The organism is Herbaspirillum sp. C9C3 (genome assembly GCF_013359625.1).
In the GTDB taxonomy this organism is placed as follows: domain Bacteria; phylum Pseudomonadota; class Gammaproteobacteria; order Burkholderiales; family Burkholderiaceae_D; genus Herbaspirillum.
Genome location: NZ_JABFMQ010000017.1, coordinates 12,980 through 39,089 on the forward strand (window position 1 = coordinate 12,980; position 26,110 = coordinate 39,089).

Consider the following 26,110-nt stretch of genomic DNA (forward strand, 5'->3'; position numbering starts at 1 on the left):
TCAATAGAATCTGAGCAGGTGCATCAACAACTGCACCACGATGATGCCGCCGATCAGCCCGCCACCGAAATACACGATCACGCCCAGCAGCATGTTGGTGCGGCGCTGTTCTGTCAGGAGCTTGCGGATCAGTTCGGTATTGTGCGACTGGCCTTCGCCTTCGGTATAGCGCGTCAGCGCCTGGTGCGCCAGGCGCGGCAGTTCGGGCAGCAGGCGGCTGTAGCGCGGCACTTCCACCTTGAGCTGTTCGACGAACCCGCGCCAGCCGATCTGCTCGCTCATCCAGCGTTCGAGATACGGCTTGGCTGTCTTCCACAGATCCAGGTCGGGATCGAGCTGGCGGCCCAGTCCTTCGACATTGAGCAGGGTCTTCTGCAGCAGCACCAGTTGCGGCTGCACTTCCACGTTGAAACGGCGCGAGGTCTGGAACAGGCGCAGCAACACCTGGCCGAAGGAAATGTCCTTCAGGGGACGATCGAAGATCGGTTCGCAGCAAGCACGTACTGCCGCTTCCAACTCATCGACGCGGGTATCCTTGGGGGCCCAGCCGGATTCGATGTGGGCCTCGGCCACGCGCTTGTAGTCGCGACGGAAGAAGGCCAGGAAATTCTGCGACAGGTAATCCTTGTCGAAATCATTGAGCGTACCGACGATGCCGAAGTCCAGCGCGATATAGCGACCAAAGCTCTCCGGCGCCACCGACACCAGGATGTTGCCGGGGTGCATGTCGGCATGGAAGAAGCCATCGCGAAACACCTGGGTGAAGAAAATCTCCACGCCATCGCGCGAGAGCTTGGACAGATCGACCCCTTCGGCGCGCAGGCGCTCGGTCTGCGAAATGGGGATGCCAACCATGCGCTCCATGACGATGACCGAAGGTGAACAATAATCCCAATACATCTCCGGCACCATCAACAACGTCGACTCGGCGAAGTTGCGGCGCAGCTGGCTGGCGTTGGCGGCCTCGCGCATGAGGTCCAGTTCATCGTGCAGATACTTGTCGAACTCACCCACCACTTCCTTGGCCTTCAGGCGGCGGCCATCGGCCCACAGGCGCTCCAGCCAGTCGGCGGCCACGTGCATCAGGCCGATGTCATGGTCGATGATGTCGCGCATGCCGGGGCGCAGCACCTTGACGGCAACTTGCTTGCCATCCTTCAAGGTGGCGAAGTGGACCTGGGCAATCGAGGCCGAGGCCACCGGAGTGCGCTCGAAGCTGGCGAAGAGCTGGTCCGGATGCGCACCCAGCGACTTCTCGATCTGCTTGATCGCCAGTTCCGAATCGAAGGGCGGCACGCGGTCCTGCAACAGGGTCAGCTCATTGGCGATGTCGGGCGGCATCAGGTCGCGCCGGGTCGAGAGCACCTGGCCGAACTTGATGAAGATGGGGCCGAGGTCTTCCAGCGCACGGCGCAAACGCTCACCGCGCGGCGCAGACAGATCGCGCCAGAAAAAGATGCGGTTGGTGATGCGGGCGATGCGCGGCGGCGCGAATTCGGAGGCGATGATTTCATCCAGACCATAGAGAATGGCCACACGGATGATCTTGAGCAGACGCAGGGAACGCAGCAGCATTTAACGACGCTCCAGTTTCTCGATGCGCTTGGACAGGCGTTCCAGGTCGTCACGCAGGCGCACGACATCGGCGGAAAAGTCCTGCAACTGGCGGGGGCGGATCAGCATCGGTTGTTCTTCCAGGAAATACTCGGCAAGGTTTTCGCTCAGCTTGCGGCCGCTGGTGCGGGCGGTCTCGAACAGGTCGCGCGCACCGGAGACGATGCGGGTGGCGGCGACATCGCCGAGCACGCGGGAGAGATCATCCTCGGCATCCCAGCGCAGCTTCTGGCTCAGTTGAGAAATCGCATTGGCGAAGTCGGCATCGCCTTCCAGCTTGACGTAGGAAACCGCGCGCTCGCGGTTGGCGGCAATGAGCGGCAGGTCGGAGAGCTTCAGGCGGATGGTGACATCGGCCACGGCAGCAGCCGGCACCTCCTGCAGGTAGCCGTCAGCGGTGACGCTCAAGCGCAGCTGCATGACACCGGTATCGATGCAGGCCACCTTGCCGGCATGGGTGATGAGCGTCTCGCGCGCCCACGGTTCCTGTGCCAGCAGGTGGTTGATCACTGCCGCGGCAGGTTTCATCGGATCGAGGCCGGAGGCAAGAGTGGACGGATCGGGCAGCACGGACATGGATTCCAGAATCGGGGTGGATCAGAGCGGGTCGAACTGACCCGGTTGACTGCGTTGGAGGGCAAGCAATTCCCCTCCACAAAAACAAAACCGCCCGCAAAAACCGGGCGGTTTCAAGTGTACCAGCTTGGCGCCCCGGCAAGGTCCGGGCACTGCAGCTTGCTTGATCCAGCGCGCCTTCGGCACACCTCAAACCTGCTGGATACCGGCCAGCACCCAACCACCGCTGCCGTTGAGCGGCTTGGAGAGGTTCCAGATCTCGGCGAAGGGTTCGGCCGAGGCATCCGGCGCTTCCTTGATGAGGCCCTGGAAGCGGACCGTGGCCAGGTAATCGAAGGCCATGGTCTCGATGCCCAGCAGTTGCGCATCGAGCTGCACGACATCGGTGGCATTGGGCGCGGCCCCCCGTTCGGTCAACTGCATGCGCAGTTCGGCGAACATCTCGGGCGTGGTGAACTCGCGGATATCGTTGACATCGGCGCGGTCCCAGGCGGCCTGCAGGCGAATGAAATAGGTCTTGGCATTGCGCACGAAGCCGGCCGTATCGAAGCCTTCCGGAATACCCCACTGCTGGATCTGTACCGGCTGGGCCGTCGCGCCGTAGCCGCTGCCTTGCAGGGCGGTGGGCGGCGGGTTGATGTCGCGCAGGCCGGAACCGATTTCCGGGGTGGCCCCGGCGGCGCTGCCGATGGGACTGACGCGCGGCATCGGTGCGGCATAGGCCGGATTGTTGTTCTGCGCCTCACGACCACGGGCGAACAGGCGGATCAGGAAGATCACCGCCGCGCACAGCAGCGCGATCGTCAAGAGCGAGCCCAACATGCCGCCGAGCGCGCCACCAATACCGAAGTGCGACATCAGCGCACCGAGACCGAAGCCCAGCAACGCACCGCCCAGCATATTGCGCCAGGGACTGGCGGGCCTGGGCATGGGCGCGCTTTGCGGTGTGGCGGCAGGCGCCGAAGGACGATAGGGTGTGGCCGACGGCTGGTTGTAGGAGGGAGAGGACGGCGCCGCCTGGCGCGAGTAATGGGAGGATTGCTTGCCGAAGGAACCGCCACCGCCCAGGCGCCGCGCCTCGGCGGGCGACATGATGAGCGACAGCGATGTGATCGACAACAGCAGTGCGAGCAGTATTTTTTTCATGGCCTTGCCTCTTGTGGATGATGCCGGAGCAACGGGCCGTCGAGGGAGAACGTATCCGCAGATCCGGAGCAATCATTGTCGCCGGGCAGAATTAAGCCAGCCTTAATGCTGCTGCGCCCAGCATTCATTACATCTTAATGCCCGTATGCAGCGCGGCCACACCGGCAGTCAGGTTGAAGTACTGCACGCGGTCCAGTCCGGCCTGTTCCATCATCTGCTTCAGGGTTTCCTGGTCGGGGTGCATGCGGATCGATTCAGCCAGGTAGCGATAGCTGTCGGCATCGTTGGCGACCTTCTTGCCCAGCCACGGCAGGACCGAGAAGGAATAGACGTCATAGGGTTTCTTGAGCGGCTCCCAGACCTTGGAGAATTCCAGCACCAGCAGCTTGCCGCCAGGTTTCAGTACGCGGCGCATTTCAGCCAGGGCGGCATCCTTGTGGGTCATGTTGCGCAGGCCGAAGGCCACCGAGACGCGGTCGAAATAATTGTCCGGGAAGGGCAGCTTCTCCGCATCGCACAGCATGGTGGGCGTGACGATGCCCTTGTTGAGCAGACGATCACGGCCCACGCGCAACATGGATTCATTGATGTCGGTGAGCCAGACTTCGCCGCTCGGACCAGCCTGCCTGGCGAAGACCTTGGAGAGGTCACCGGTGCCACCGGCGATGTCGAGCACCTTGAAGCCCGGACGCACGCCGGCCTGGGCGATGGTGAAGGCTTTCCAGATGCGGTGCAGGCCCGCCGACATGAAGTCGTTCATCACATCGTACTTGGCAGCGACGGAGTGGAACACTTCCGCGACCTTGCGGACCTTCTCTTCTTCTTTGACGGTTTCGTAACCGAAATGGGTGGTGTTGGTCATGGCTGGGCCTGTAACAATGAAGACGACATTATAAGAGACGGGCCCGCGCAGAGCTTGCCCTGGATCAGCAGCGGGCGTGCCTCAGTGCGAATGGCCGCAGCCATGGCCGCCTGCGGCCTCGGGCTGGTGATCGCGCCCGCTTTCACGGGTGAAGCCGGCCGCTTCCAGCTTTTGCAGATAGGCTTCCCACATCGCGGCCTGGTCACGGCCGAGCTGGTAGAGGTAATCCCAGGTGAAGATGCCGCTGGCATGGCCGTCCGAGAACAGCGGTTTGACGCCGTAGTTGCCGACCGGTTCGATACCGTGGATCTCGACATCGCGCTTGCCGGTCTGCAGCACTTCCTGACCCGGCCCGTGGCCGCGCACTTCGGCCGAAGGCGAATAGACGCGCATCAGTTCGAAGGGCAGGGAAAACATCACGCCGTCATCGAACTCGACTTCGACCACGCGCGAGCGCTTGCGCACCTTGAAGGACACCGGAACCGGAGAAGACGGGGCGCTCATGGGCTCTCCCTTGAAATTCGTAAGAAGAAATGCAAACCCGGCCGGAGCTGTCCAGGCCGGGCTTGCGCAGTAGCTTGCAGATCAGGCCGTCAGACCTGCTGCATCGAGCTGCTGGCGCACCGCTTCGCGCAATTGCGGCAGCAGCGCGCGACGCGCGTCGAGGCTGGCAGCATCGGCCGCACGGCGTGGCTCGGCCCAGACCGGGCTGGGGAAATGACGATCATCGGTAAAGCGCGGAATCACGTGCCAGTGCACGTGCGGCGTCATGTTGCCCAGCGTGGCCAGGTTGACCTTCTCGGGCTGCATCACTTCGCGCTGTGCGGCCTCGACCGCCCACACCGCATTGGCCATGCGGGTGCGCTGCGCCGGGGCGAGGTCGGTCATTTCCTTGACGTGCTCGCTGCAGATCACGCGGCAGAAGCCCGGGTAATCCGGCTCATCGACCAGCACTACCCGGAACTCGGGATGGCGCCACAGCACTTCGCCGCCGTCACCGGCGCACAGTTCGCAGGCAGGAATCTGGCTCATCGTCAGCGCCTCCGCTTACACCAGGATACGTTCGATGCCGCCATTGTTGGCGCGCTCGACGTATTCCGGCATCCAGTTCTCGCCCAGCAGATGACGCGCCATCTCGACCACGATGTAGTCGGCAGTGGTGCCGGCATCCTCGTTGTAGCGCGACAGGCCCTGGAAGCAGGACGGGCAGGAGGTCAAAATCTTGACGTCGCCGGTGAAGCCATCGGCGCGCACCTTGTCGCTGCCCTTCTTCATTTCCTCTTCCTTGCGGAAGCGGACCTGGGTCGAGACATCCGGACGCGAGACACCGAAGGTGCCCGACTCGCCGCAGCAGCGATCGTTCTTCTCGATCTTCTGCGCGTCCACCGTGGTGATGAGCGAGTTGACGGTCTTCAGCGGATCCTGCTGTTTCATCGGGCTGTGGCAGGGGTCGTGGTACATGTAGCGGGTACCGGTCACGCCTTCGAGCTTGACGCCCTTCTCCAGCAGATATTCGTGGATGTCGATGATGCGGCAGCCGGGGAAGATCTTTTCGAATTCATAGCCCTGCAACTGGTCGTAGCAGGTGCCGCAGGAGACCACGACGGTCTTGATGTCGAGGTAGTTCAGCGTATTGGCCATGCGATGGAACAGCACGCGGTTGTCGGTGATGATCTTCTCGCCCTTTTCGAAGTCGCCGGTGCCGCGTTGCGGATAACCGCAGCACAGGTAGCCCGGCGGCAGCACCGTCTGCACGCCGACGTTCCACAACATCGCTTGCGTGGCCAGACCGACCTGCGAGAACAAACGCTCCGAACCGCAACCCGGGAAGTAGAACACCGCCTCCGTATCGGCCGTGGTGGTCTTGGGATTGCGGATGATGGGGACGATCTTGTCATCCTCGATATCCAGCAAGGCGCGCGCGGTCTTCTTGGGCAGGTTGCCCGGCATCTTCTTGTTGATGAAGTGGATCACCTGCTCCTTGATCGGCGCCTTGCCGACAGTGGCTGCAGGTTTCTGGGTCTGCTTCTTGGCAAACTTCTTCAACAGGTCATTGCCCAGGCGCTGCGCCTTGAAGCCCCACTGCGTCATCACCTTGCGGGTGGCGTTGATGGTGGCCGGGTCGGTGGCGTTGAGGAAGAACATGGCCGCATTGGTGCCGGCATTGAAGGACTTCTTGCCCATCTTGCGCAGCAGGTTGCGCATGTTCATCGAGACATCGCCGAAGTCGATATCGACCGGGCAAGGCGTGACGCACTTGTGGCAGACAGTGCAGTGGTCGGCCACGTCTTCGAACTCTTCCCAATGCTTGATGGAGACGCCGCGACGGGTCTGCTCTTCGTAGAGGAAGGCTTCCACCAGCAACGAGGTCGCCAGGATCTTGTTGCGCGGCGAGTACAGCAGGTTGGCGCGCGGCACGTGGGTCGAGCAGACCGGCTTGCACTTGCCGCAGCGCAGGCAGTCCTTGACGCTGCTGGCAATGGCACCGATGTCGCTCTGCTGCATGATCAGCGATTCGTGGCCCATCAAACCGAACGAAGGCGTATAGGCATTGGACAGGTCGGCTTCCATTCCCGGCAGGTTCAGGAGCTTGCCCTTGTTGAAGCGGCCTTCGGGGTCCACGCGCTTCTTGTATTCGCGGAATTCGCCGATCTCGTCTTCGGTCAGGAATTCCAGCTTGGTGATGCCGATGCCGTGCTCGCCCGAGATCACGCCATTGAGCGAGCGGGCCAGCTTCATGATGCGCGCCACGGCGACGTGGGCATCCTGCAGCATTTCGTAGTGATCGGAATTGACCGGGATGTTGGTGTGCACGTTGCCGTCACCGGCGTGCATGTGCAGCGCCACGAACACGCGGCCGCGCAGCACGCGCTTGTGGATGGCCTGGCATTCTTCGAGGATCAGCTTGAAGGCCGCGCCCGAGAAGATCTGGCGCAGTTGCGCACGCACTTCCTGCTTCCAGGAGATGCGCACGGTGCGGTCCTGCACCACGTGGAAGACGGCGGCTTCGGGCTGGTCGATCAGGCGCTGCTCGAACACCGGCAGCATCTTTTCCAGGCCCAGTGCGGCCAGTTCGCCCTTGGCTTCACCCAGTGGCTTGTCGAGATTGGCCAGCAAGTAGGACCAGCGCGCATGGGTCTGCTCCAGCAGGCTTTCGGCCTGGTGGACGCGGTCTTCCAGCATTTCGGCGGCGGGGATGTCGTCACCCTCGGCGTCATCGCTCTTGCCCAGCGGCAGGTTGCCCTTGACGAAGAAGCTGTCCAGTTCGGCCAGCAGTTGCAGCTTGTTCTTGATCGACAGTTCGATGTTGATGCGCTCGATGCCGTCGGTGTATTCGCCCATGCGGTTCAGCGGAATCACCACGTCTTCGTTGATCTTGAAGGCGTTGGTGTGCTTGGCGATGGCGGCGGTACGCGAGCGGTCCAGCCAGAATTTCTTGCGCGCTTCCGGGCTCACGGCGATGAAGCCTTCGCCCACGCGGTTGTTGGCCATGCGGATCACTTCCGAGGCGGCGGCCGCGACGGCGTTTTCGTCGTCACCCACGATGTCGCCGATGAGCACCATCTTGGGCAGCACGCCGCGCTTGGACTTGGTGGCATAGCCGACCGCGCGCAGGTAGCGCTCGTCCAAGTGTTCCAAGCCGGCCAGGATGGCGCCGCCCTTTTTGGTTTCGGCGTCCAGGTAATCCTTGATTTCGACGATCGAGGGAATCGCGTCGCGCGCCTGGCCGAAGAACTCCAGGCAGACCGTGCGGGTCTGCTTGGGCATCTTGTGCAGGATCCAGCGCGCCGAGGTGATCAGGCCATCGCAACCTTCCTTCTGCACGCCGGGCAGGCCCGAGAGGAACTTGTCGGTGACGTCCTTGCCCAGGCCTTCCTTGCGGAATTTCTTGCCGGAGATTTCCAGGATCTCGGTCTTGAAGACTTCGGTCTTCTGGCCCTTTTCGCCGGGATGCGACCACTCCAGCTTGAAGCGCGCCACTTCCACGTCGTGGATCTTGCCCAGGTTGTGGTCCAGGCGGGTCACTTCCAGCCAGTCGCCTTGCGGATCGACCATGCGCCAGCTGGCCAGGTTGTCCAGGGCGGTGCCCCACAGCACGGCCTTCTTGCCGCCGGCGTTCATGGCGACGTTGCCGCCGATGCAGGAGGCTTCAGCAGACGTCGGGTCCACGGCGAAGACGAAACCGGCCTTTTCAGCCGCATCCGAGACGCGCTTGGTGACCACGCCCGCGCCCGAATAGATCGTGGCGTAGGGCTTGTCCAGGCCGGGCAGCATGGTCATTTCGACCGCGCCCAGCTGTTCCAGCTTTTCGGTATTGATGACAGCCGACAGGGGCGTGAGCGGAATGGCGCCGCCGGTATAGCCGGTGCCGCCGCCACGCGGGATGATGGTCAGGCCCAGTTCGATACAGGCCTTGACCAGGCCGGCCATCTCGTCTTCGCTGTCCGGGGTCAGCACCACGAAGGGGTACTCGACGCGCCAGTCGGTGGCGTCAGTGACGTGCGAGACGCGCGAGAGGCCGTCGAACTTGATGTTGTCGCGGGCGGTATAGCGGCCCAGCACCTTGGTGGCGCGGCGGCGCAAATCGTAGGTCTGGCGGAATTCTTCGGCGAAGTCGCCAATGGCCTTCTTGGCCGCCTTGAGCAAGGCTTCCACGCTGGCGCTGCGGCGCTGGGCCTCGGCGTCGCCGGATTCGGCCAGGTCGGTGGCCAGGCGGCGCTTGTCGACTTCGCCCAGGCGATGGTTCAGCGCCTCAATCAGGGCGGCGCGGCGCTTGGGGTTGTCCAGCAGGTCATCCTGCAGGTAGGGATTGCGGCGGACCACCCAGATGTCGCCCAATACTTCATACAGCATGCGCGCCGAGCGACCGGTCTGGCGCTTGCCGCGCAGCTCGTCCAGCAGGGACCAGGAGGCTTCGCCCAACAACCGGATCACGATCTCGCGATCGGAGAAGGAAGTGTAGTTGTAAGGGATTTCGCGCAAGCGCGGGGTCGCGGCGCCATGCGGCGCGTCTGTAAGCAAAGCCTGGATCTGTGCGGGGGCGTTCATCGATGTATGAGGTAAATCTGCTGCCGGAGGTGCATTTTAGCCTATTGGCAAAACTCGCGATGCCCGGCCCCGGGTTTCGGCCAGGTCTGCAAAGCCCCGGGCGGCGATAGGCTCCCCCAATTGAATTTATAAATACAATCAATTTCTATAATTTGATTGTAAAAATCTATAATTCATTTCATCCACACAGCCATCAGGGACATGCCCTGACCCCATCCCCTCAAGGAGGACCCCATGTTGCAGACCCTGATGACCGAATTCCTGGAAAACCTGGCCCTCACCCTGGCCGACTATGCCCAATGCAAGGCCTGACCCGGGCCCGGACGACTTAGCAAGGAGATCACCATGCACACTGCCATTCTCAACGAAGATACCGGCCTGGCCATGAAGCTCAAGACCCGCCACCTGGCCGTGCTGGGCGTGACGGCGACCTTCCTGGCCATTCGCCTGGTCGAGAGCCTGGTCCCGACTTTGGCAGGATGATTCACCTGCCTGTCCGAAAACCGGCCGGGGCGCCCTTGCGGCGCCTTTTCCTTCATCTTTCTCGGAAATCTACGCCAACCAGGCCCCCAACTTGTGCCAGAACCCGTCCGGCACGTTCAGCAGCAGCCAGGTCATGAGCACATAGCGGATGAACTTGCCGATGGCCATATAGAACACCGAAGGCCAGAATGGCAGGCGCAGCCAGCCGGCCAGGGTGCAGATGGGGTCGCCGATGCCGGGCAGCCAGGCCAGCAGCATGGTCTTGGCACCGAAGCGTTCCAGCCAGTGGAACCAGCGCGAGGCGCGCTCCTTGGCGAAAGCCTGCTTGGCCCCATACCCCATCCAGTAATCGACGATGCCGCCCAGGGTGTTGCCGAAGGTTGCCACCAGAATCACCGGCCAGAACATCTCCGGACTGGCCTTGATGACGGCAAAGACCGCCGGTTCCGAACCCAGTGGCAGCAAGGTGGCCGAAATGAAGCTGATCAGGAATACCGAGGTCAGGCCCACAGTGGGAATGGCGAGGATGTTGAGCAGCCAGAGAACGGCGGATTCGATCATGCAGATGGCAGGTAGGTGGAGAACTGGCCGCAGCCAGGGAGGAAACTTGCCATCCGTCAAGCCCGGTTGAATGGCGCAGGGTGCATTCTAGCTGGTGCCGCAGTGCTTGATTTCAAGAATGGGAGAAACATTCATATCTCTCCGCGAATATCCCCTTGACCTTGCACGCTTGGCCTTGCCTGGCCCGGCTCCCTTATAATGCCCAGTTCCCCTGGCCCGGACCGGCGACCAGCCAGCCTGGCCCACGGGGAATCCCAAGCGGCTTACCCAGCCTTTATTTCCTTTACCTGATTGCGATATGACCGCGCCTGAACCCGCTGCTGCTCGCCTGACTTCACTTCACTGATGACCAACATGAGTAACGATTATCTGAAAAAGATCCTGACCGCCCGCGTCTACGACGTCGCCCAAGAAACCCCGCTGGAACTGGCGAATACGCTGTCGCAAAGGATTGATAATCGAATTTACTTCAAGCGTGAAGACATGCAGAGCGTGTTCAGCTTCAAGCTGCGCGGCGCGTACAACAAGATGGCCCACCTGAGTCCGCCGCAACTGAAGCGCGGCGTCATCTGCGCTTCGGCCGGCAACCACGCCCAGGGTGTGGCCCTTTCCGCAGCGCGCCTGGGTTGCCGGGCGGTGATCGTCATGCCCACCACCACCCCGCAGGTGAAGATCGATGCCGTCAAGGCGCGCGGCGGTGAAGTGGTGCTCTTCGGTGATTCCTTCACGGATGCCTACGAACACGCGCTGACGCTGGAAAAGAAACAGAAACTGACCTTCGTGCACCCCTTCGACGATCCCTACGTGATCGCCGGTCAGGGCACGGTGGGCATGGAAATCCTGCGCCAGCACCCGGAACCGATCCACGCCATCTTCGTGGCCATCGGCGGGGGCGGTCTGATCGCGGGCGTGGCCTCCTACGTCAAGGCGGTGCGCCCGGACATCAAGATCATCGGCGTGCAAACTACCGACTCCGACGCCATGGCGCGCAGCCTCAAGGCCGGTCGCCGGGTGGCACTGCCGGACGTGGGCCTGTTCTCGGATGGCACGGCCGTCAAGCTGGTGGGTGAAGAAACCTTCCGCATCGCCAGGGAGCTGGTGGACGAGATCATCATCGTCGACACCGATGCCGTCTGCACCGCCATCAAGGACATCTTCCAGGATACCCGCAGCATCGTCGAACCCGCCGGTGCACTGGCCGTGGCCGGTGCCAAGGCTTACGTGGAGCGCGCAAAGGCCAGCAAGAAGCCGATCAAGGGCGAATCCTTGATCACCATCGCCTGCGGCGCCAACATGAACTTCGACCGCCTGCGCTTCGTGGCCGAAATGGCCGACAACGGCGAGGCCCGTGAAGCGGTCTTCGCCGTCACCATTCCGGAAGAACGCGGCAGCTTCCGCCGCTTCTGCGAAACCGTGGGACCGCGCAACGTCACCGAGTTCAACTACCGCATCAGCGATGCCAGGGCAGCGCACGTCTTCGTCGGTATCCAGGTCTCGGCAGCGGACGAGGCCGGCAAGATCGCGCGCAATTTCGAGAAGGCCGGTTTTGGCGTGCTCGACCTGACCCATGATGAGCTGGCCAAGGTCCACATCCGTCACCTGGTGGGCGGCAAGAGTGAACTGGCGGGCGATGAGTTGCTTTATCGCTTCGAATTCCCGGAGCGTCCGGGCGCGCTGATGAAGTTCCTCTCCAGCATGAACCCCGGCTGGAACATCAGCCTGTTCCACTACCGCAACCAGGGCGGCGATGTCGGCCGCATCCTGATCGGCCTGCAAGTGCCCAAGAAGGAAATGAAGGAATTCCGCGCCTTCCTGGCCCAGTTGGGCTATCGCCACTGGGACGAAACCAAAAACCCGCTGTACAAGCTCTTCCTCGGCTGATCAACGCCGACGCCGCGCGCCATGTCAACGGCGCGCGGCGGCAACATCACAGAACGTCACCCGCAGCACCGCAGGAGTATTCACATGGACCATACCACCCCGTCCGCATCCATCGTCGGCCATACGCCGGAAAGCTCGCCCCTGGGCAAGAGCTCGGCATATCCGACCCATTACGATCCCAGCCTGCTGTTTCCGATTGCGCGCGCGCCCAAGCGCGCCGAATTGCAGATCAGCGGTACCCTGCCCTTCTTCGGTGCCGACTTCTGGACCGCCTATGAAATCTCCTGGCTGAACCTGCGCGGCAAACCCCAGATTGCCATCGCCACTTTCATGGTGCCGGCCGATTCGCCCAACATCATCGAGTCGAAGTCCTTCAAGCTGTACCTGAACTCCTTCAACCAGGAACGCCTGGAAAGCGCCGACGAGCTGATCACGAAGATGCGCGCTGATCTTTCGGCCGCCGCTGGCGCCAACGTGCAGGTGACGCTGACGGAATCGTCGCAGTTCGGCCAGTTGCAGTTCGGCGAACTCTCGGGCCTGCTGCTGGACCGCCTCGATGTGGAAATCGAACCGGCCGCTACGGGCGCCCATCCCGATGGCAGCCTGCTGCGCGCCAATACAGAGGAAGCCACGGTGGAAGAGACGCTGGTGTCACACCTGCTCAAGTCCAACTGCCCGGTGACCAGCCAGCCCGATTGGGGCAGCGTGCAGATCCAGTACGTGGGCGCGCCCATCGACCAGGAGCGGCTGCTGAAGTACATCATCGGCTTCCGTGAGCACAATGAATTCCACGAGCAATGCGTGGAACGCATCTTCACCGACATCCTGCGCCACTGCAAACCGCAGAAGCTGGCGGTCTATGCCCGCTACACCCGGCGCGGCGGGCTGGACATCAACCCCTGGCGCAGCAATTTCTCCAGCGCCAAGCCGCCTTCGCAATTGCGCAACGCGCGCCAGTAAGGCCCCTGCTCGCAGCGGCCCGTACGCCGCACAGCGTCAGCAAATTGTTACCAGATCCTACCGGAGGCCAGATCGTCGTCTTTCGGCGATAGCGATGGCTCTTGTGATTTGGTAACATTTTGCTTTTCAGCAAGACGCATTTTGCGGGATATTTTTGCCATCCTGTCTGTCCATCCTTTGCGGATGAGCTGCTGAGCGACTCGCCTTTCCGGTCGCCCAGACTCGTCTTCATCCGTTCCTGCGTCATTTCCCGGTCGCCGCGTTTTTTGCATTTCCGTTCATCATAATCATGAAAATCACCCCCCAGCCCCGGCGCCAGGCCGCTTCCTTCACTTTTGGCGCGATGCTGCGTCAAGCGACGCTCCTGTGTGCCGCCACCCTGGCCGTGGCGCCTGCCGCCCACGCCGAAGGCAACCAGGACAGCCTCTGGCAACAAACCAAGGACCACGCCGCCAACATCTGGGACCAGGGCGATGGCGCCATCTACCTGTCCGGCGTGGCCCATCATGGCCGCAGCACCTATACCCGCGAGAAGCTCAATGAGCTCAACGAGCACGCCTGGGGCCTGGGCTATGGCAAGACCCTGCGCAACGAGCAGGGCAATGATGAATCCCTGTACGGCTTCGTCCTCAAGGATTCGCACCGTCATCCGCAATACATGGCCGGCTACGCCTATGAATGGGTGTTTCCGATCGCCAAGACCGGGCTGGAACTGGGCCTGGGCGGTACCGCCATGCTGATGAGCCGCCAGGATTACTTCCACAGCGTGCCCTTCCCGGTGCCGCTGCCGCTGGCTTCCATCGGCACCCGCAAGGGCAAGATCATGTTCGCCTACGTGCCGCGCCTGTCGGCCAACAAGAACAACGGCGACGTGCTGCTGATCTTCGGCCGCATCGAAATGTAAATCCAGCATGCGCCACCTGCGCGCCGGACAGCCTCATCGCAGCCCCGGCGCGCACTTCGTCACCAAGCATCACGGCATCCTGTCCATTGAGGCAGGTGTTGCCAACAATCATCGACCTTCAGTCAACAACTCGCGGCAATTCACGGTTCTCTGCCCGAAATCCCCTCCTGTTCAGCGCTTTCAAAGCCTTACGCCATCGGCAAAGAAGCCTATAATCCTGCTCAAAGCTTCAGTCCGTAGCAATTCCTTGAGCGTCATGACTAATCTCGCAAAAATCCTGTCTCCAGAAAACGTGGTTCTGGATCTGGAAGTCTCCAGCAAAAAAAGAGCTTTCGAACAAGCCGGCCTGACCTTCGAAAACAACAGCGGCATCGCCCGCTCCACCGTTTCCGAAAACCTGTTCGCACGAGAGCGTCTCGGTTCGACCGGACTGGGTCATGGCGTGGCCGTGCCGCACGGTCGCATCAAGGGCCTGAAGGCACCGCTGGCGTTGTTCATGCGCCTGGCCGCGCCGATTCCCTTCGAGTCGCCCGATGGCCAACCGGTCAAGCTGCTGGTGTTCCTGCTCATTCCTGACAATGTGACGCAGCAACATCTGGAAATCCTCTCGGAAATCGCCGAGATGTTTTCCGATGATGCCTTCCGCAACGAACTGACCATCGAGTCCGATCCCGCCGTGGTGCATGCCCGCATCGTGACCTGGCAGACTTCGATGGAAAAAGCCGGCTGAGGTCGACGCAGCCCCGCTGCATCCCCCCGGCGGCCTTGCCGCATCCCACCCTGTCTGCAGATCCGGATCTCCATGCCCAACTATTCCGCGTTGTCGATTCAGCAGTTGTACGAAGAAAACCGAGAGTCCCTGCAACTGGGCTGGTTTGCCGGCTTCCCCGGCGGCGAACGGCTGATCTCGGGCGATGCCGTCTCGGCCTCGGACCAGGTCGGCCACCTCAACCTGATCCACCCGGGTCGCCTGCAAGTCTTCGGCCATCAGGAAATCGAGTACTACAACCGTCTGTCCAACACCTCGCGCGCCTACCAGACGGCCGAGCTGGTGGCCGGCGAACCGCCTGCCTTCATCATCGCGCAGGGCCTGTCGACCCCGCCCGATATCCTGGCGGTATGCGACGAAAAGAGCATCCCGCTGTTTTCCACGCCGCTGCCCGCGGCACAGGTGATCGACTACCTGCGCGTGTATCTGTCCAAGAAACTGGCGCAGCAGATCACCATGCACGGCGTGTTCATGGATGTGCTCGGTGTGGGCGTGCTCATCACCGGGGAATCCGGCCTGGGCAAGAGCGAACTGGGGCTGGAACTGATTTCACGCAGCCATGGCCTGGTGGCCGATGATGCGGTGGAGTTCGCCCGCATCGCCCCCAACATGATCGAGGGTCGTTGTCCGCCGCTGCTGGCCAATCTGCTGGAAGTGCGCGGTCTGGGCCTCCTGGACATCAAGGCCATCTTTGGCGAGACCGCCGTGCGTCGCAAGATGCGCCTGAAGTTGATCGTGCACCTGGTCCGCCGCAGCACGCTGGAAGAAAACTACGAACGCCTGCCGCTGGATGCGCAATACGAAGAAGTGCTGGGCCTGCCCATCCGCAAGGTGGTCATTCCGGTTGCGGCCGGCCGCAACATCGCGGTGCTGCTGGAAGCTGCCGTGCGCAATACCATCCTGCAACTGCGCGGCATCGATACCTTGAAGGAATTCATCGAACGCCAGCGCCGCGCCATGAACGGCGAATAAGCCGCCCCCCCCCCGGAAATGCCCGCCCGACGGGCATTTCCCGCCAACCGAGAAAAATTGTCCGACGCGTTTGTCATCTTCCTGTCGCCACGCATGCACGGACGATGCGTTATGATGGGCGCCATGCGAATCGTTCTTATCACCGGCATTTCCGGCTCCGGCAAATCGGTAGCACTGCACGTGCTGGAAGACGCCGGCTATTTCTGTGTCGACAACCTGCCGCCCTCGCTGCTGTGCGACCTGGTGCGCACCCGCATCCGGGAAGGCGCCAGCATGCTGGCCGTGGCCACCGATGCGCGCAGTGCCGATTCCCTGGCCACCCTGCGCACTGACATCGAGCAGTTGCGCGCCGATGGTCACGATGTCAAGGTGGTCTTCCTGACCGCCTCCGACGAAACCCTCATCACCCGCTTCTCCGAGACCCGCCGCAGCCATCCGCTGTCGCATCGCCTGCTGCCGGGCCGCAATCCGGCCGATCGCCTGACTCTGACCGAGTGCATCGCGGTGGAAAAGGAAATGCTGGGCGACCTGCAAAACATCGGCCTGGTGATGGATACCTCGCAGCTCAGTTCCAACAAGCTGCGCCGCTGGATCAAGGAACTGGTGGATCTGGAACGCTCGCCGCTGACGCTGTTGATCGAATCCTTCGCCTTCAAGCACGGCCTGCCGCTGGATGCGGACCTGGTCTTCGACGTGCGCATGCTGCCCAACCCGCACTACGACGCCGAGCTGCGCCCGCTGACCGGGCGCGATGCACCGGTGATCGACTTCCTGGCCGCCGACCCGGAGGTGGCCGACATGTTCAACGACATCCGCGGCTTCGTCGAAAAGTGGCTGCCCTCCTTCAAGAATGACAACCGCAGCTATCTCACGGTCGCCATCGGCTGTACCGGTGGCCAGCATCGCTCGGTCTATCTGGCCGAACAACTGGCCAGTCACTTCCGCGCCACTGAACAGGTGGTGTGCAGGCATCGGCAACTGAACTGACAGGAGCGAGCTGCTGAACTGTCAGCAGCTCGACACTGAAGTGTCAGGTAGCGGGAGCACGACTGTCAGGTGAACTGTTCAGGTAGTGGCCAGGAGATCATCCGACCGCAAGACCCCCAGCAAGAGTTTCTTGACCGGCGCCGGCAAGGGCGCACCGGCCAGCTTGCGCGCCGGGTACCACACCAGGCCGCGCTCGGCGATGCCATGGCTACGGTGCTTCAGAGCCACCTGGAAGGGTGCGACATGCAGCTTGAAGTGCGTGAAGACGTGCGAGAACGGTTGCAGCTTGCGGCAGCCGTCCAGTTCACCATAGGGCGCCACCAGCGTGCGCACGGCGGTGTCGAAGTGTTCGGCATTGCCCACGCCGATTTCCGGCAGGGACAGCAGTCCGCCCCAGATACCGCTGTCGGGGCGCTGCTCCAGCAACACGTCTTCCCCCTGGGTGATGACCAGCATCACCGTTTGCTTTTCCGGCACGGCCTTCTTCGGTTTGCTCACCGGCAGTTCGCTCACGCGGCCCTCGGCCAGCGCCACGCAGCGTGTGGCCAGCGGGCAGCGCGGGCAGGCCGGCTTGCCGCGCACGCACAGGGTCGCGCCCAGGTCCATCAGACCCTGGGTGTAGGACTCGATATGCTCATCGGGCAGCAGTGCCACGGCACGCAGCCAGAGCTGGTCTTCGATGGGCTTGGCACCAGGATAGCCATCGATGCCGAACACCCGCGCAAAGACGCGCTTGACGTTGCCATCGAGGATGGCCGCGCGCCGACCATAGGAAAAGGCAGCGATGGCCGCCGCCGTCGAGCGACCGATGCCGGGCAGGTCGGCCAGCAGGTCGGGATCGTCGGGAAAGCGTCCACCGTATTCGGCCACCACGCGCTGCGCACACTTGTGCAAGTTGCGCGCGCGGGTGTAGTAGCCCAGGCCGCTCCAGAGCGCCATCACGTCTTCGGACGGTGCGGCAGCCAGTGTGAAGACATCCGGGCAGCGTTCCAGGAACCGCTGGTAATAGGCAATGACGGCAGCCACCTGGGTCTGCTGCAACATGATCTCGGAGAGCCACACGCGATAGGCATCGCGCGTGTTCTGCCAAGGCAGCTTGTGACGGCCATGCTGCTTCTGCCAGGCGATGACTGCCGCCGAAAAGGAGGGGTCTTCATATTCTGCGGCGGCGGATTGGCCGGCAGCCGCCTGCTTGCGGCGCGCTTGGACGAGTCCCTTCATTTCTGGCAACTCACGCAATAAAAGGTGGAGCGCTGGCCCTGCTTGATCTGGCGGATCGGCGCAGCGCAGATGCGGCAGGGTTCGCCGGTACGGTTGTAGACGAAATAATTCTGCTGGAAGTAGCCCGACTGCCCGTTGACCGCGATGAAGTCGCGCAGCGTGCTGCCGCCCTGCTCGATGGCCGCCGCCAGCGTCTCGCGGATGGCCTCGGCCAGGCGTTCGTAGCGCACCAGGCTGATCTTGCCGGCAGGCGTCTTGGGATGGATGCGCGCCTTGAAGAGACTTTCGGAGGCGTAGATATTGCCCACGCCGACCACGATGTCGCCGGCCAGCAGCACCTGCTTGATGGGGGCGCTGCGTCCGCGCGTCTGATTGAACAGTGCGCGGGCGCTGAACTGCTCTTCCAGCGGCTCCACACCCAGGCCGCGTAGCAGCAGGTGCTCCTCGATGTCGCCCTCGGCCAGGTCGTGCCAGAGGATGGCGCCGAAGCGGCGCGGATCGGTCATGCGCATGACCTGGCCGCCGACTTCGAGATCGAAGTGGTCATGCTTTTGCGGTGCGATGCCCGGCGGCAGGATGCGCAGATGGCCGGACATGCCCAGATGCACGATGAGCGTGCCATGGTCGAAATGGATCAGCAGATACTTGCCGCGCCGGCCGGTGCTGCGGATCACGCGCCCGGCCAGGAGGGCATGCAGTCCCGCAGGGAAGGGCCAGCGCAGGCCGGTATGGCGCAGCACGACGCCGCTGACGGTCCGCCCCTCCAGATGGGGGGCGACCCCGCGGCGGGTGACTTCGACTTCTGGTAATTCAGGCATGGGCTTGCGGATCGCGGTGATCCCGAGGACGAGCAGGAAGCTGCATATGATAATGCACTTGTCGAAATCAAGACCTGAAGCCTCCTGTGCAATCTGCGTGCAAGCTGTGTGCAGAAGCTTGTCAAAGATGGATTACACTGCGCTATCGGCGCGGTCAGCAACGCCACGGTTGTTGCGCGTAAAATCGAACCTCTTCGAATCGTCAGGATGACATCTTGAAAAAAACCATCGCCCTCCTCACCAGTTCCCTGCTGCTGACTGCCTGTTCAAGCTTCCAGCAGCCCGGCGACAAGGAGAACCCCCAGGCGGCCCAGGACCAGAAGACGGCTTCGGCCAAGGCTGCCCATCGCAAGAAGGCGGCCAAGGCCAAGGTCCAGCCGCAGGAAGACGCGCTGCCCGCCGTAGCGCTGAGCGAGGACATCCTCTACAAAGTGCTGACCGCCGAGATCGCCTTCCAGCGCGGTCAGTGGCAATCGGCCTACGTGACCATGCTGGCGGCCGCCCAGCAGACGCGCGACCCGCGCCTGGCCAAGCGCGCCGCCGAAATGGCCGTGGCCGCGCGCCAGCCCAGCGAAGCCCTGGTGGCCGTGCGCCTGTGGACCGAACTGGCCCCGCATTCGGATGAAGCCCTGCAAAATTACCTCGGTCTGATCATGCTCTCGGACAGCATCGACGAGATCGAGCCGCTGCTGAACCAGCGCCTGGCCGACGCCGCCCCGCAGGCGCGCGGCCCGATGCTGCTGCAGATCCAGCGCCTGCTGTCCCGCGCCAAGGACAAACAGGCCGGTTACACCATCCTGCAAAACATCAGCAAGCCCTACGGTGATCTGATGGAAACCCACCTGGCCCTGGCCCAGGGCGCCTTCAGCATGGGCGATGGCAGCACCGCCCAGCGCGAAGCCGCTGCCGCCATGAAGATCAAGCCCGATTCGGAACTGGCCGTGCTCACCGCCGCCCAGGTCGCCTCCAACAACAAGGATGCGACCAGGCTGGTGACGGACTTCCTGCGCAAGTATCCCGATGCCCGCGAAGTGCGGGTCGCCTATGCGCGCAGTCTGGTCGAGCAGAAGGACTACAAGAAGGCCCGCAGCCAGTTCGAGACCCTGTTGAAGGAAGACAGCGAAGACGCCACCACCCTGTTCGCCCTGGGTGTGCTCTCGGCCCAGACCGATCAGTTGAAGGATGCCGAATACTATCTGCAGCGCTACCTGCAGGTACTCTCGGCCCAGCCCGAGGAAGACCGCGACCCCAGCCAGGCGCTGCTGCTGCTCTCGCGCATCGCCGAGGAGCGGCGTGACCTGGATTCGGCCCTGCGCTATCTGGACCAGGCCGAACCGGGAACCGATGGCTATGTCAACATCCAGGTGCGACGCGCCCAGTTGCTGGCCCGCAAGAACGACATCGAAGGCGCCCGCAAGGCGCTGGAAGATGCCCAGGCCGAATCGACCAACGACGGCGAGCAATTGCAGCTGATGCTGGCCGAGTCCAGCCTCTTGCGCGATGCCAACCGCAACCAGGAAGCGGCCGACGTGCTCAAGGCCGGCCTGCAGCGCTTCCCCAACAATACCGACCTGCTCTATGACTATTCCATGGTCCTGGAAAAGCTGGGCCAGTACGACGAGATGGAAAAGCAGCTGCGCCGCGTCATGCAGCTGGCACCGGGCAACCAGCATGCCTACAATGCCCTGGGCTACTCGCTGGCCGATCGCAACATCCGTCTGCCCGAAGCGCTGGAGCTGATCCAGAAGGCCGCCGACCTGGCACCGGACGATGCCTTCATCGCCGACAGCCTGGGCTGGGTGCTGTTCCGCCTGGGCCGCATGCAGGAGGCCGAGACCCAGATGCGCCACGCCTATGCCTTGCGGGCGGATGTGGAGATCGGCGTGCACCTGGGTGAAGTCCTGTGGACCAATGGCAAGCAGGACGAAGCACGCAAGATTTGGCGCGAAGTCAGCCTCAAGGAACCTGGCAATGAAGTCCTGAAAAGCACGCTGGCGCGTCTGAATGTGAAGTTATGAGCAAAACACGCGCTTTCCAGAGGGGGGCTGCCCTCTGTCTGGTCGCTCTGCTGGGCGGTTGCGCCACGGTATCCCGGGATGCGGTATCCCCTGGCGCGACCGCACCGGCCTACCAGAGCAGCATCGAGATCGATGGCCGTATCTCGGTACAGTACGAACAGGATGAGCGTCCGCAATCCCTGCATGGCAGCTTCTTCTGGAAGCAGACCCCGCAAGAGCTGAACCTGGAGATGTTCTCGCCGCTGGGCCAGACGGTGGCCACCATCAACGTCAAGCCCGGCATCGCCACGCTGGTGCAGTCGGGCCGAGCACCGCAGGTGGCCGCCGATGTGGATGCGCTGGCCGCGCAATCGCTGGGCTGGCCGCTGCCGGTCTCCGGCATGCGCCAATGGCTGCAGGGCAGCGGCATCGATGCCAACGGCAAGCCCTTCGTGGCCAGGGCGGGCGAGAACGACGCCAGCTTCACCACCCGTGATGGCTGGCGCGTCACCTATGCCAACTGGGAAAGCGATGCCGCCAGCGGCCAGACGCGGCCCAAGCGCATCGACCTGACCCGCAATACCACGCAGGCCGGCAAGGTGGCGATCCGCATCGCCATCGACGGCTGGAAGAAACCCTGAGAGCCCTTCATCCAGCCCGCTCCTCAACTGAAGAATCCGTACCAAGCATGACCACCACCCTCACCGCCTGCCCGGCGCCGGCCAAGCTCAACCTGTTCCTGCACGTGACCGGTCGTCGTGCGGACGGCTATCACCTGCTGCAATCGGCCTTCCAGCTCATCGACCGTTGCGACACGCTCGACTTCAGTCTGCGTGAGGATGGGCAGATCCGCCGTACCAATGAGGTCGCCGGCGTGCCCGAGCAATCCGACCTGGTCATCCGCGCCGCGCACCTGCTGCGCCAGGCCAGCGGCCAGCCGCACCTGGGCGCCGACATCACGGTGCACAAGCTGCTGCCCATGGGCGGCGGTGTCGGTGGCGGTTCTTCCGATGCGGCCACGACGCTGTTGGTCTTGAATCATCTATGGAAATGCGGCTACAATCGCGCCTCGCTGATGGAGATGGGCTTGAAGCTGGGTGCCGATGTTCCCTTCTTCCTGTTCGGTCGCAATGCTTTCGCCGAAGGTGTGGGCGAAGAATTGTCGGCACTGCGTACGGCAGATTGCTGGTATGTGGTGATCGAGCCGGGCGTATCTGTTCCAACTTCGATAATTTTTTCTTCAAAGTTGTTGACAAGGGATACGCAACCCGTCAGAATAACGGACTTTCCTGATGCGACGAAACAAGTTGCTTCCAGCTTCGGGAAGAACGATCTGGAAATGGTGGCAAGTGCACATTTCCCCGAAGTGGCAGCGGCAGTCGAGTGGCTGGGCAAATTCGGGAGTGCAAGGATGACCGGATCTGGCGCCTGTGTGTTTTGTGCATTCGAACACGAACATGAGGCAGACGAAGTGCTCAAGCAGTTGCCTTCGCGCTGGATCGGCTGGAAAGCCAAAGCGATGCAGGAACATCCTCTCGCCCATTTAGTGCAGTCGTGATAAAGAATTGAAATTGAGAATTGGTTTGACGAAGACGCAGCGCCTGATGATGAGCGCGCCGGCACGGCAAACAGCAAGTTGCGTAGGGGAATCGCCAAGCTGGTTAAGGCACCGGATTTTGATTCCGGCATTCCAAGGTTCGAATCCTTGTTCCCCTGCCATTTAATTCGGACAGGCCTTTCATTGAGGCCCGGGTCCAGTCAGAAAAATAAGCCGTCAATGTGAGACCGAACAAGTCAAGCATTGTCGGCTTTTCGACTTTTTAACGATTGCATTCAGGGATACCCACATGGCACTTGAGAACCTGATGGTTTTTACGGGCAACGCCAACCCCGAACTGGCGCGCGGCGTCGCTGAGAAACTCGGTATCCCGCTGGGCAAGGCCAACGTTTCCAAGTTCTCCGACGGCGAAGTCATGGTCGAGATCAATGAAAACGTTCGCGGCAAGGACGTCTTCGTGCTGCAGTCCACCTGCGCACCGACCAATGACAACCTGATGGAAATCATGATCATGGTCGACGCCTTGAAGCGCGCATCGGCCGGTCGCATCACCGCCGCCATCCCCTACTTCGGCTATGCCCGCCAGGACCGCCGCCCGCGTTCGGCGCGGGTTGCCATCTCGGCCAAGGTCGTGGCCAACATGCTGCAGGAAGCCGGCGTCGAGCGCGTCCTGATCATGGATCTGCACGCAGACCAGATCCAGGGCTTCTTCGATATCCCGGTGGACAACATCTACGCCTCGCCGATCCTGCTGGGTGACCTGGTCAACAAGAACTACGACGACCTGCTGGTCGTTTCGCCCGACGTGGGCGGCGTGGTGCGCGCCCGTGCGCTGGCCAAGCGTCTGAACTGCGACCTGGCCATCATCGACAAGCGTCGTCCCAAGGCCAACGTCTCCGAAGTGATGAACATCATCGGTGAAGTCGAAGGCCGCAACTGCGTCATCATGGATGACATGGTCGATACCGCCGGCACCCTGACCAAGGCTGCTGAAGTGTTGAAGGAACGCGGTGCCAAGAAGGTCGTGGCTTACTGTACACACCCGGTGCTGTCGGGTCCGGCGATCGAGCGCATTGCCAATTCGCCGCTGGATGAACTGGTCGTTACCGACACCATTCCGCTCTCGCCTGCTGCACGCGGCTGCCCGAAGGTGCGTCAGCTGACCTGCGCCGACCTGCTGGCCGAGACCTTCAAGCGCATCACCAAGGGTGACTCGGTGATGTCGCTGTTTGCTGAATAAGATTTTGCATTCGCCTCGCTGCGTTTTTTCGTAGCGAGGTTTTTTCGTATTCCCTGGTCGCGGGGAATATTTATCTCACGGGGCAACCGTCCATGGAATGATTCCACGACGAGCTCCGCCAACATTGGAGTTATCAAATGAAAGTCATCGCCTTTCCGCGTAATGAACAGGGCACCGGAGCGAGCCGCCGCCTGCGTCGCGCGGGTCAAACCCCGGGTATCGTCTACGGTGGCACCGCTGCCCCGACCAACATCGCTGTTGACCACAACGCGCTGTACCACGCCCTGAAGAAGGAAACCTTCCACTCGTCCATCCTGGACCTGGAAATCGACGGCAAGGTCGAGCAAGTGCTGCTGCGTGACTTCCAAGTCCACGCGTTCAAGCAACTGGTCCTGCACGTTGACTTCCAACGCGTGGATGCTTCCCAGAAGCTGCACACCAAGGTGCCCCTGCACTTCGTGAACGCCGAGATCTCGCCGGCCGTCAAGCTGCACGCCGGCATCATCAGCCACGTGGCTGCCGAACTGGACGTGACCTGCCTGCCGAAGAACCTGCCTGAGTTCATCGAAGTCGACCTGGCCAAGCTGGACGTCGGTCAATCGATCCACCTGGCTGACCTGAAGCTGCCCAACGGCGTGACCGCCGTGACCCAGGAAAACCTGACCATCGCCACCGCCACCGTGCCGGCTGGTCAAGTGGCCGCTGAAGGTGAAGCTGCTGGCGGCGCTGAAGAAGCCAAGTAATTCGCTTTTTCCGCTGCAAGAAAAAACCCGCCAATTTGCGTTGGCGGGTTTTTTCGTTAACGGGCTCTGATGCTAGAACCCATTTCATAAATAGGCGTGAGATGCGTTCTAGATGGGGGAGAGATGAGCTGACTCGATATCAAGCTTCTCTTCTCCCCACTTCTTTCCCTTCATTTTTCTGCGGCCTCACCGGCCAATGCTGCCGCCGCAGGATTCCGGGTCGCGGCCCCGACCAGCGCGCCGGTAGTGCCCCCCTTGGCCAGCAGCGGCGCCACGTGATCGAGGAACTGCTTGCCCTCCGGCGTCTGGCTCAGGGCGGCGAGCATACCGGTCAGCTTGGTGCCGCCGGCGGGCGTAAAGAGGTCGCCCAACTTGGCCACGCCCTGCTGCATGTCGCCGGCATTGGCGATCACCTTCAGGTCCGCATGCTGCATGGCGCGCGCCATTTCGATACCGACGTCACGTCCCACTTCGACCTGCTTGATGGTGATCAGGTATTGCTGGTAACCGGCATTGGCACCGATCTCCTTGGCCAGCTGGATCTGCGTGGTCACGGGTGCCATCAGCATGGCCTGCTCGGCGGCGGCTGCGGCCTCACCACGCGCGCGCACACCATCAGCTTCCTTGAGCGCAGCGGCGAGGTCACCCTCGGCCCGGGTGGTGACCGCCTGCTTCTGGGCGTCAGCATTGATGACCTGCACCTGCTTCTGCGCATCCGCATTGACCACCGCCACCTGCTTCTCCTGCTCGGCCCGCACCGCCGCCACATCGCGTGCGATTTCGGCGCCGCGCACTTCCTGCACCTTCTTCACATCCATGTCGCGCTCGGTGGTGGTCTTGGCAGCGGCCTTGATTTCCTGCTGGGCCTGCTCGTTGGCGATACCGACCTGCTTTTCCTTTTCCGCCGTACGCAGGCCAATCTGCTGGGCCGCATCCTGACGCTGCACTTCCACGGTCCGCTTGGCATCAATCTCGGCCAGCTCTGCCTGACGCTGGTTTTCGGCAACCTTGACCCGGCTTTCCATCTCGATGCGCGACTTTTCCTTGGCCATCACGTTGTTGATGACGGTGCTGCCATTGGCGTCGCGCAGGTCCATGAATTCAATGGTCTTCACCGGCAGCACGCCCCATTGCGAGATCTGCTCCTGTACCTCCATCGTGAATTGCGCGCCCAGTTCGGCGCGCGACTGCATGATGTCTTCCAGCGCATTGGTGGCCAGCACGCGACGCACCGCGCCCTGCAGCACAGCCTTGAGGTCGGTGTGCAAGGCATCGAAGGTGGCTACGCGTTGCGCCGCCGTCTCGGCATTGTCGACGCGGAAGAAGGCCACGGCATCGATGACGAAGGGCAGACGCTCCTTGTCATAGGCTTCGTAGTTGTTCAGCGCGACCTGGAAAATGCTCTCGGGGAATTCGGTCACCGTGATGCCCAGTTTGGGCACCCAGCTGGGCCAGGCGTAGTAGGTATTGCCGGCGGGCTTGCCGCGTCCGTAGGGGGTGCTTGAATGCGAGGTCTGCACGATGTGGACCATGTTGGTCGGCACCACGCGGCGCAGCGTGATGGCGATGATCAGAACCAGCAGCAGAATGGCCGCGACGGCCACGATCAGACTTAACTCCAGGATACTCATACCTCTCCTTGTGGATGAAATGACGGGCCGTCGTGGGTCAGCCCGAAAAACAGAGAAGGCGTGCGGCCTGTGCCTGATTGGCCAGTGCTCTTATGCGCAACGCAAGCTCTGCGGGATTCTCATCTTACAGGAGATTTT

General features: G+C 62.2%; 23 protein-coding genes and 1 tRNA gene. 13 read left to right on the forward strand and 11 right to left on the reverse strand.

Going from position 1 to position 26,110, the window contains the following annotated elements; genetic code table 11:
• From ubiB to HNO82_RS15790, 7 genes are all read right to left on the reverse strand, one after another.
• Complete coding sequence (gene ubiB, locus HNO82_RS15760; RefSeq protein WP_175344369.1) at positions 1–1,575, reverse strand: ubiquinone biosynthesis regulatory protein kinase UbiB; 1,575 nt, start codon at positions 1,573–1,575, stop codon at positions 1–3.
• Positions 1,576–2,190, reverse strand: a complete 615-nt coding sequence (locus HNO82_RS15765) for a ubiquinone biosynthesis accessory factor UbiJ (RefSeq protein WP_175344370.1) — start codon at positions 2,188–2,190, stop codon at positions 1,576–1,578.
• Between the two features lie 189 nt (positions 2,191–2,379).
• Positions 2,380–3,336, reverse strand: coding sequence for a Tim44 domain-containing protein (locus HNO82_RS15770; protein ID WP_008332014.1), 957 nt, complete (start codon positions 3,334–3,336; stop codon positions 2,380–2,382).
• Positions 3,337–3,463: 127 nt separating this feature from the next.
• A complete protein-coding gene (ubiE, locus tag HNO82_RS15775) occupies positions 3,464–4,198 on the reverse strand; it encodes a bifunctional demethylmenaquinone methyltransferase/2-methoxy-6-polyprenyl-1,4-benzoquinol methylase UbiE (RefSeq protein ID WP_008332016.1) in 735 nt (244 codons plus the stop codon).
• An 81-nt stretch (positions 4,199–4,279) separates the two neighbouring features.
• Complete coding sequence (locus tag HNO82_RS15780) at positions 4,280–4,702, reverse strand: gamma-butyrobetaine hydroxylase family protein (RefSeq protein WP_175344371.1); 423 nt, start codon at positions 4,700–4,702, stop codon at positions 4,280–4,282.
• Positions 4,703–4,783: 81 nt separating this feature from the next.
• Positions 4,784–5,230, reverse strand: coding sequence for an HIT family protein (locus tag HNO82_RS15785; protein WP_175344372.1), 447 nt, complete (start codon positions 5,228–5,230; stop codon positions 4,784–4,786).
• Between the two features lie 15 nt (positions 5,231–5,245).
• The gene (locus tag HNO82_RS15790) at positions 5,246–9,247 is read right to left on the reverse strand and encodes a DUF3683 domain-containing protein (RefSeq protein ID WP_175344373.1); all 4,002 of its coding nucleotides are present in this window, start codon (positions 9,245–9,247) and stop codon (positions 5,246–5,248) included.
• 345 nt (positions 9,248–9,592) lie between these two features.
• Here HNO82_RS15790 and HNO82_RS15795 point away from each other — a divergent pair, with 345 nt between their 5' ends.
• Entirely contained in the window at positions 9,593–9,730 is a 138-nt protein-coding gene (locus HNO82_RS15795) for a hypothetical protein (protein WP_175344374.1), read from the forward strand.
• A 69-nt stretch (positions 9,731–9,799) separates the two neighbouring features.
• On the opposite strand, the gene HNO82_RS15800 is transcribed toward HNO82_RS15795, so the two are convergent.
• On the reverse strand, positions 9,800–10,291 hold the full coding sequence (locus tag HNO82_RS15800) for a YqaA family protein (RefSeq protein WP_008332025.1): 492 nt from the start codon (positions 10,289–10,291) through the stop codon (positions 9,800–9,802).
• A gap of 345 nt (positions 10,292–10,636) precedes the next feature.
• Here HNO82_RS15800 and ilvA point away from each other — a divergent pair, with 345 nt between their 5' ends.
• The 6 genes from ilvA to rapZ all read left to right on the forward strand — a co-directional run bounded on the left by ilvA (position 10,637) and on the right by rapZ (position 16,764).
• A complete protein-coding gene (ilvA, locus tag HNO82_RS15805; protein ID WP_008332027.1) occupies positions 10,637–12,172 on the forward strand; it encodes a threonine ammonia-lyase, biosynthetic in 1,536 nt (511 codons plus the stop codon).
• Between the two features lie 84 nt (positions 12,173–12,256).
• On the forward strand, positions 12,257–13,132 hold the full coding sequence (gene queF, locus HNO82_RS15810; RefSeq protein ID WP_175344375.1) for an NADPH-dependent 7-cyano-7-deazaguanine reductase QueF: 876 nt from the start codon (positions 12,257–12,259) through the stop codon (positions 13,130–13,132).
• Between the two features lie 289 nt (positions 13,133–13,421).
• A complete protein-coding gene (locus tag HNO82_RS15815; protein ID WP_175344376.1) occupies positions 13,422–14,036 on the forward strand; it encodes a hypothetical protein in 615 nt (204 codons plus the stop codon).
• A 256-nt stretch (positions 14,037–14,292) separates the two neighbouring features.
• Complete coding sequence (locus HNO82_RS15820; RefSeq protein ID WP_008332033.1) at positions 14,293–14,766, forward strand: PTS sugar transporter subunit IIA; 474 nt, start codon at positions 14,293–14,295, stop codon at positions 14,764–14,766.
• 72 nt (positions 14,767–14,838) lie between these two features.
• The gene (hprK, locus tag HNO82_RS15825) at positions 14,839–15,777 is read left to right on the forward strand and encodes an HPr(Ser) kinase/phosphatase (protein WP_008332035.1); all 939 of its coding nucleotides are present in this window, start codon (positions 14,839–14,841) and stop codon (positions 15,775–15,777) included.
• Between the two features lie 123 nt (positions 15,778–15,900).
• Positions 15,901–16,764, forward strand: a complete 864-nt coding sequence (rapZ, locus tag HNO82_RS15830; protein ID WP_034351259.1) for an RNase adapter RapZ — start codon at positions 15,901–15,903, stop codon at positions 16,762–16,764.
• 78 nt (positions 16,765–16,842) lie between these two features.
• Here the strand turns inward: rapZ and mutY are convergent, their stop codons facing one another.
• Positions 16,843–17,985 carry an A/G-specific adenine glycosylase gene (gene mutY / locus HNO82_RS15835; protein ID WP_175344377.1) on the reverse strand — a complete coding sequence of 381 codons (1,143 nt, stop codon included), beginning with the start codon at positions 17,983–17,985 and terminating at the stop codon, positions 16,843–16,845.
• Positions 17,982–18,803 (reverse strand): bifunctional DNA-formamidopyrimidine glycosylase/DNA-(apurinic or apyrimidinic site) lyase, encoded by an 822-nt coding sequence (gene mutM / locus HNO82_RS15840; RefSeq protein WP_175344378.1) that lies wholly within the window; start codon positions 18,801–18,803, stop codon positions 17,982–17,984. Before mutM ends, mutY begins: the two co-directional genes overlap by 4 nt.
• A 215-nt stretch (positions 18,804–19,018) precedes the next feature.
• Here mutM and HNO82_RS15845 point away from each other — a divergent pair, with 215 nt between their 5' ends.
• From HNO82_RS15845 to HNO82_RS15870, 6 genes are all read left to right on the forward strand, one after another.
• Positions 19,019–20,821, forward strand: coding sequence for a tetratricopeptide repeat protein (locus HNO82_RS15845; RefSeq protein ID WP_008332039.1), 1,803 nt, complete (start codon positions 19,019–19,021; stop codon positions 20,819–20,821).
• The gene (gene lolB, locus HNO82_RS15850; protein WP_175344379.1) at positions 20,818–21,441 is read left to right on the forward strand and encodes a lipoprotein insertase outer membrane protein LolB; all 624 of its coding nucleotides are present in this window, start codon (positions 20,818–20,820) and stop codon (positions 21,439–21,441) included. The genes HNO82_RS15845 and lolB overlap by 4 nt, the downstream gene beginning before the upstream one ends.
• Positions 21,442–21,488: 47 nt before the next feature.
• Entirely contained in the window at positions 21,489–22,358 is an 870-nt protein-coding gene (gene ispE, locus HNO82_RS15855; RefSeq protein ID WP_175344380.1) for a 4-(cytidine 5'-diphospho)-2-C-methyl-D-erythritol kinase, read from the forward strand.
• Positions 22,359–22,442: 84 nt separating this feature from the next.
• A tRNA-Gln gene (locus tag HNO82_RS15860) sits at positions 22,443–22,519 on the forward strand.
• Between the two features lie 128 nt (positions 22,520–22,647).
• A complete protein-coding gene (locus tag HNO82_RS15865; protein WP_175344381.1) occupies positions 22,648–23,598 on the forward strand; it encodes a ribose-phosphate pyrophosphokinase in 951 nt (316 codons plus the stop codon).
• 137 nt (positions 23,599–23,735) lie between these two features.
• A complete protein-coding gene (locus tag HNO82_RS15870) occupies positions 23,736–24,341 on the forward strand; it encodes a 50S ribosomal protein L25/general stress protein Ctc (RefSeq protein ID WP_175344382.1) in 606 nt (201 codons plus the stop codon).
• A 170-nt stretch (positions 24,342–24,511) separates the two neighbouring features.
• Here the strand turns inward: HNO82_RS15870 and HNO82_RS15875 are convergent, their stop codons facing one another.
• A complete protein-coding gene (locus tag HNO82_RS15875; protein ID WP_008332045.1) occupies positions 24,512–25,972 on the reverse strand; it encodes an SPFH domain-containing protein in 1,461 nt (486 codons plus the stop codon).
• Positions 25,973–26,110 lie beyond the last annotated feature (138 nt).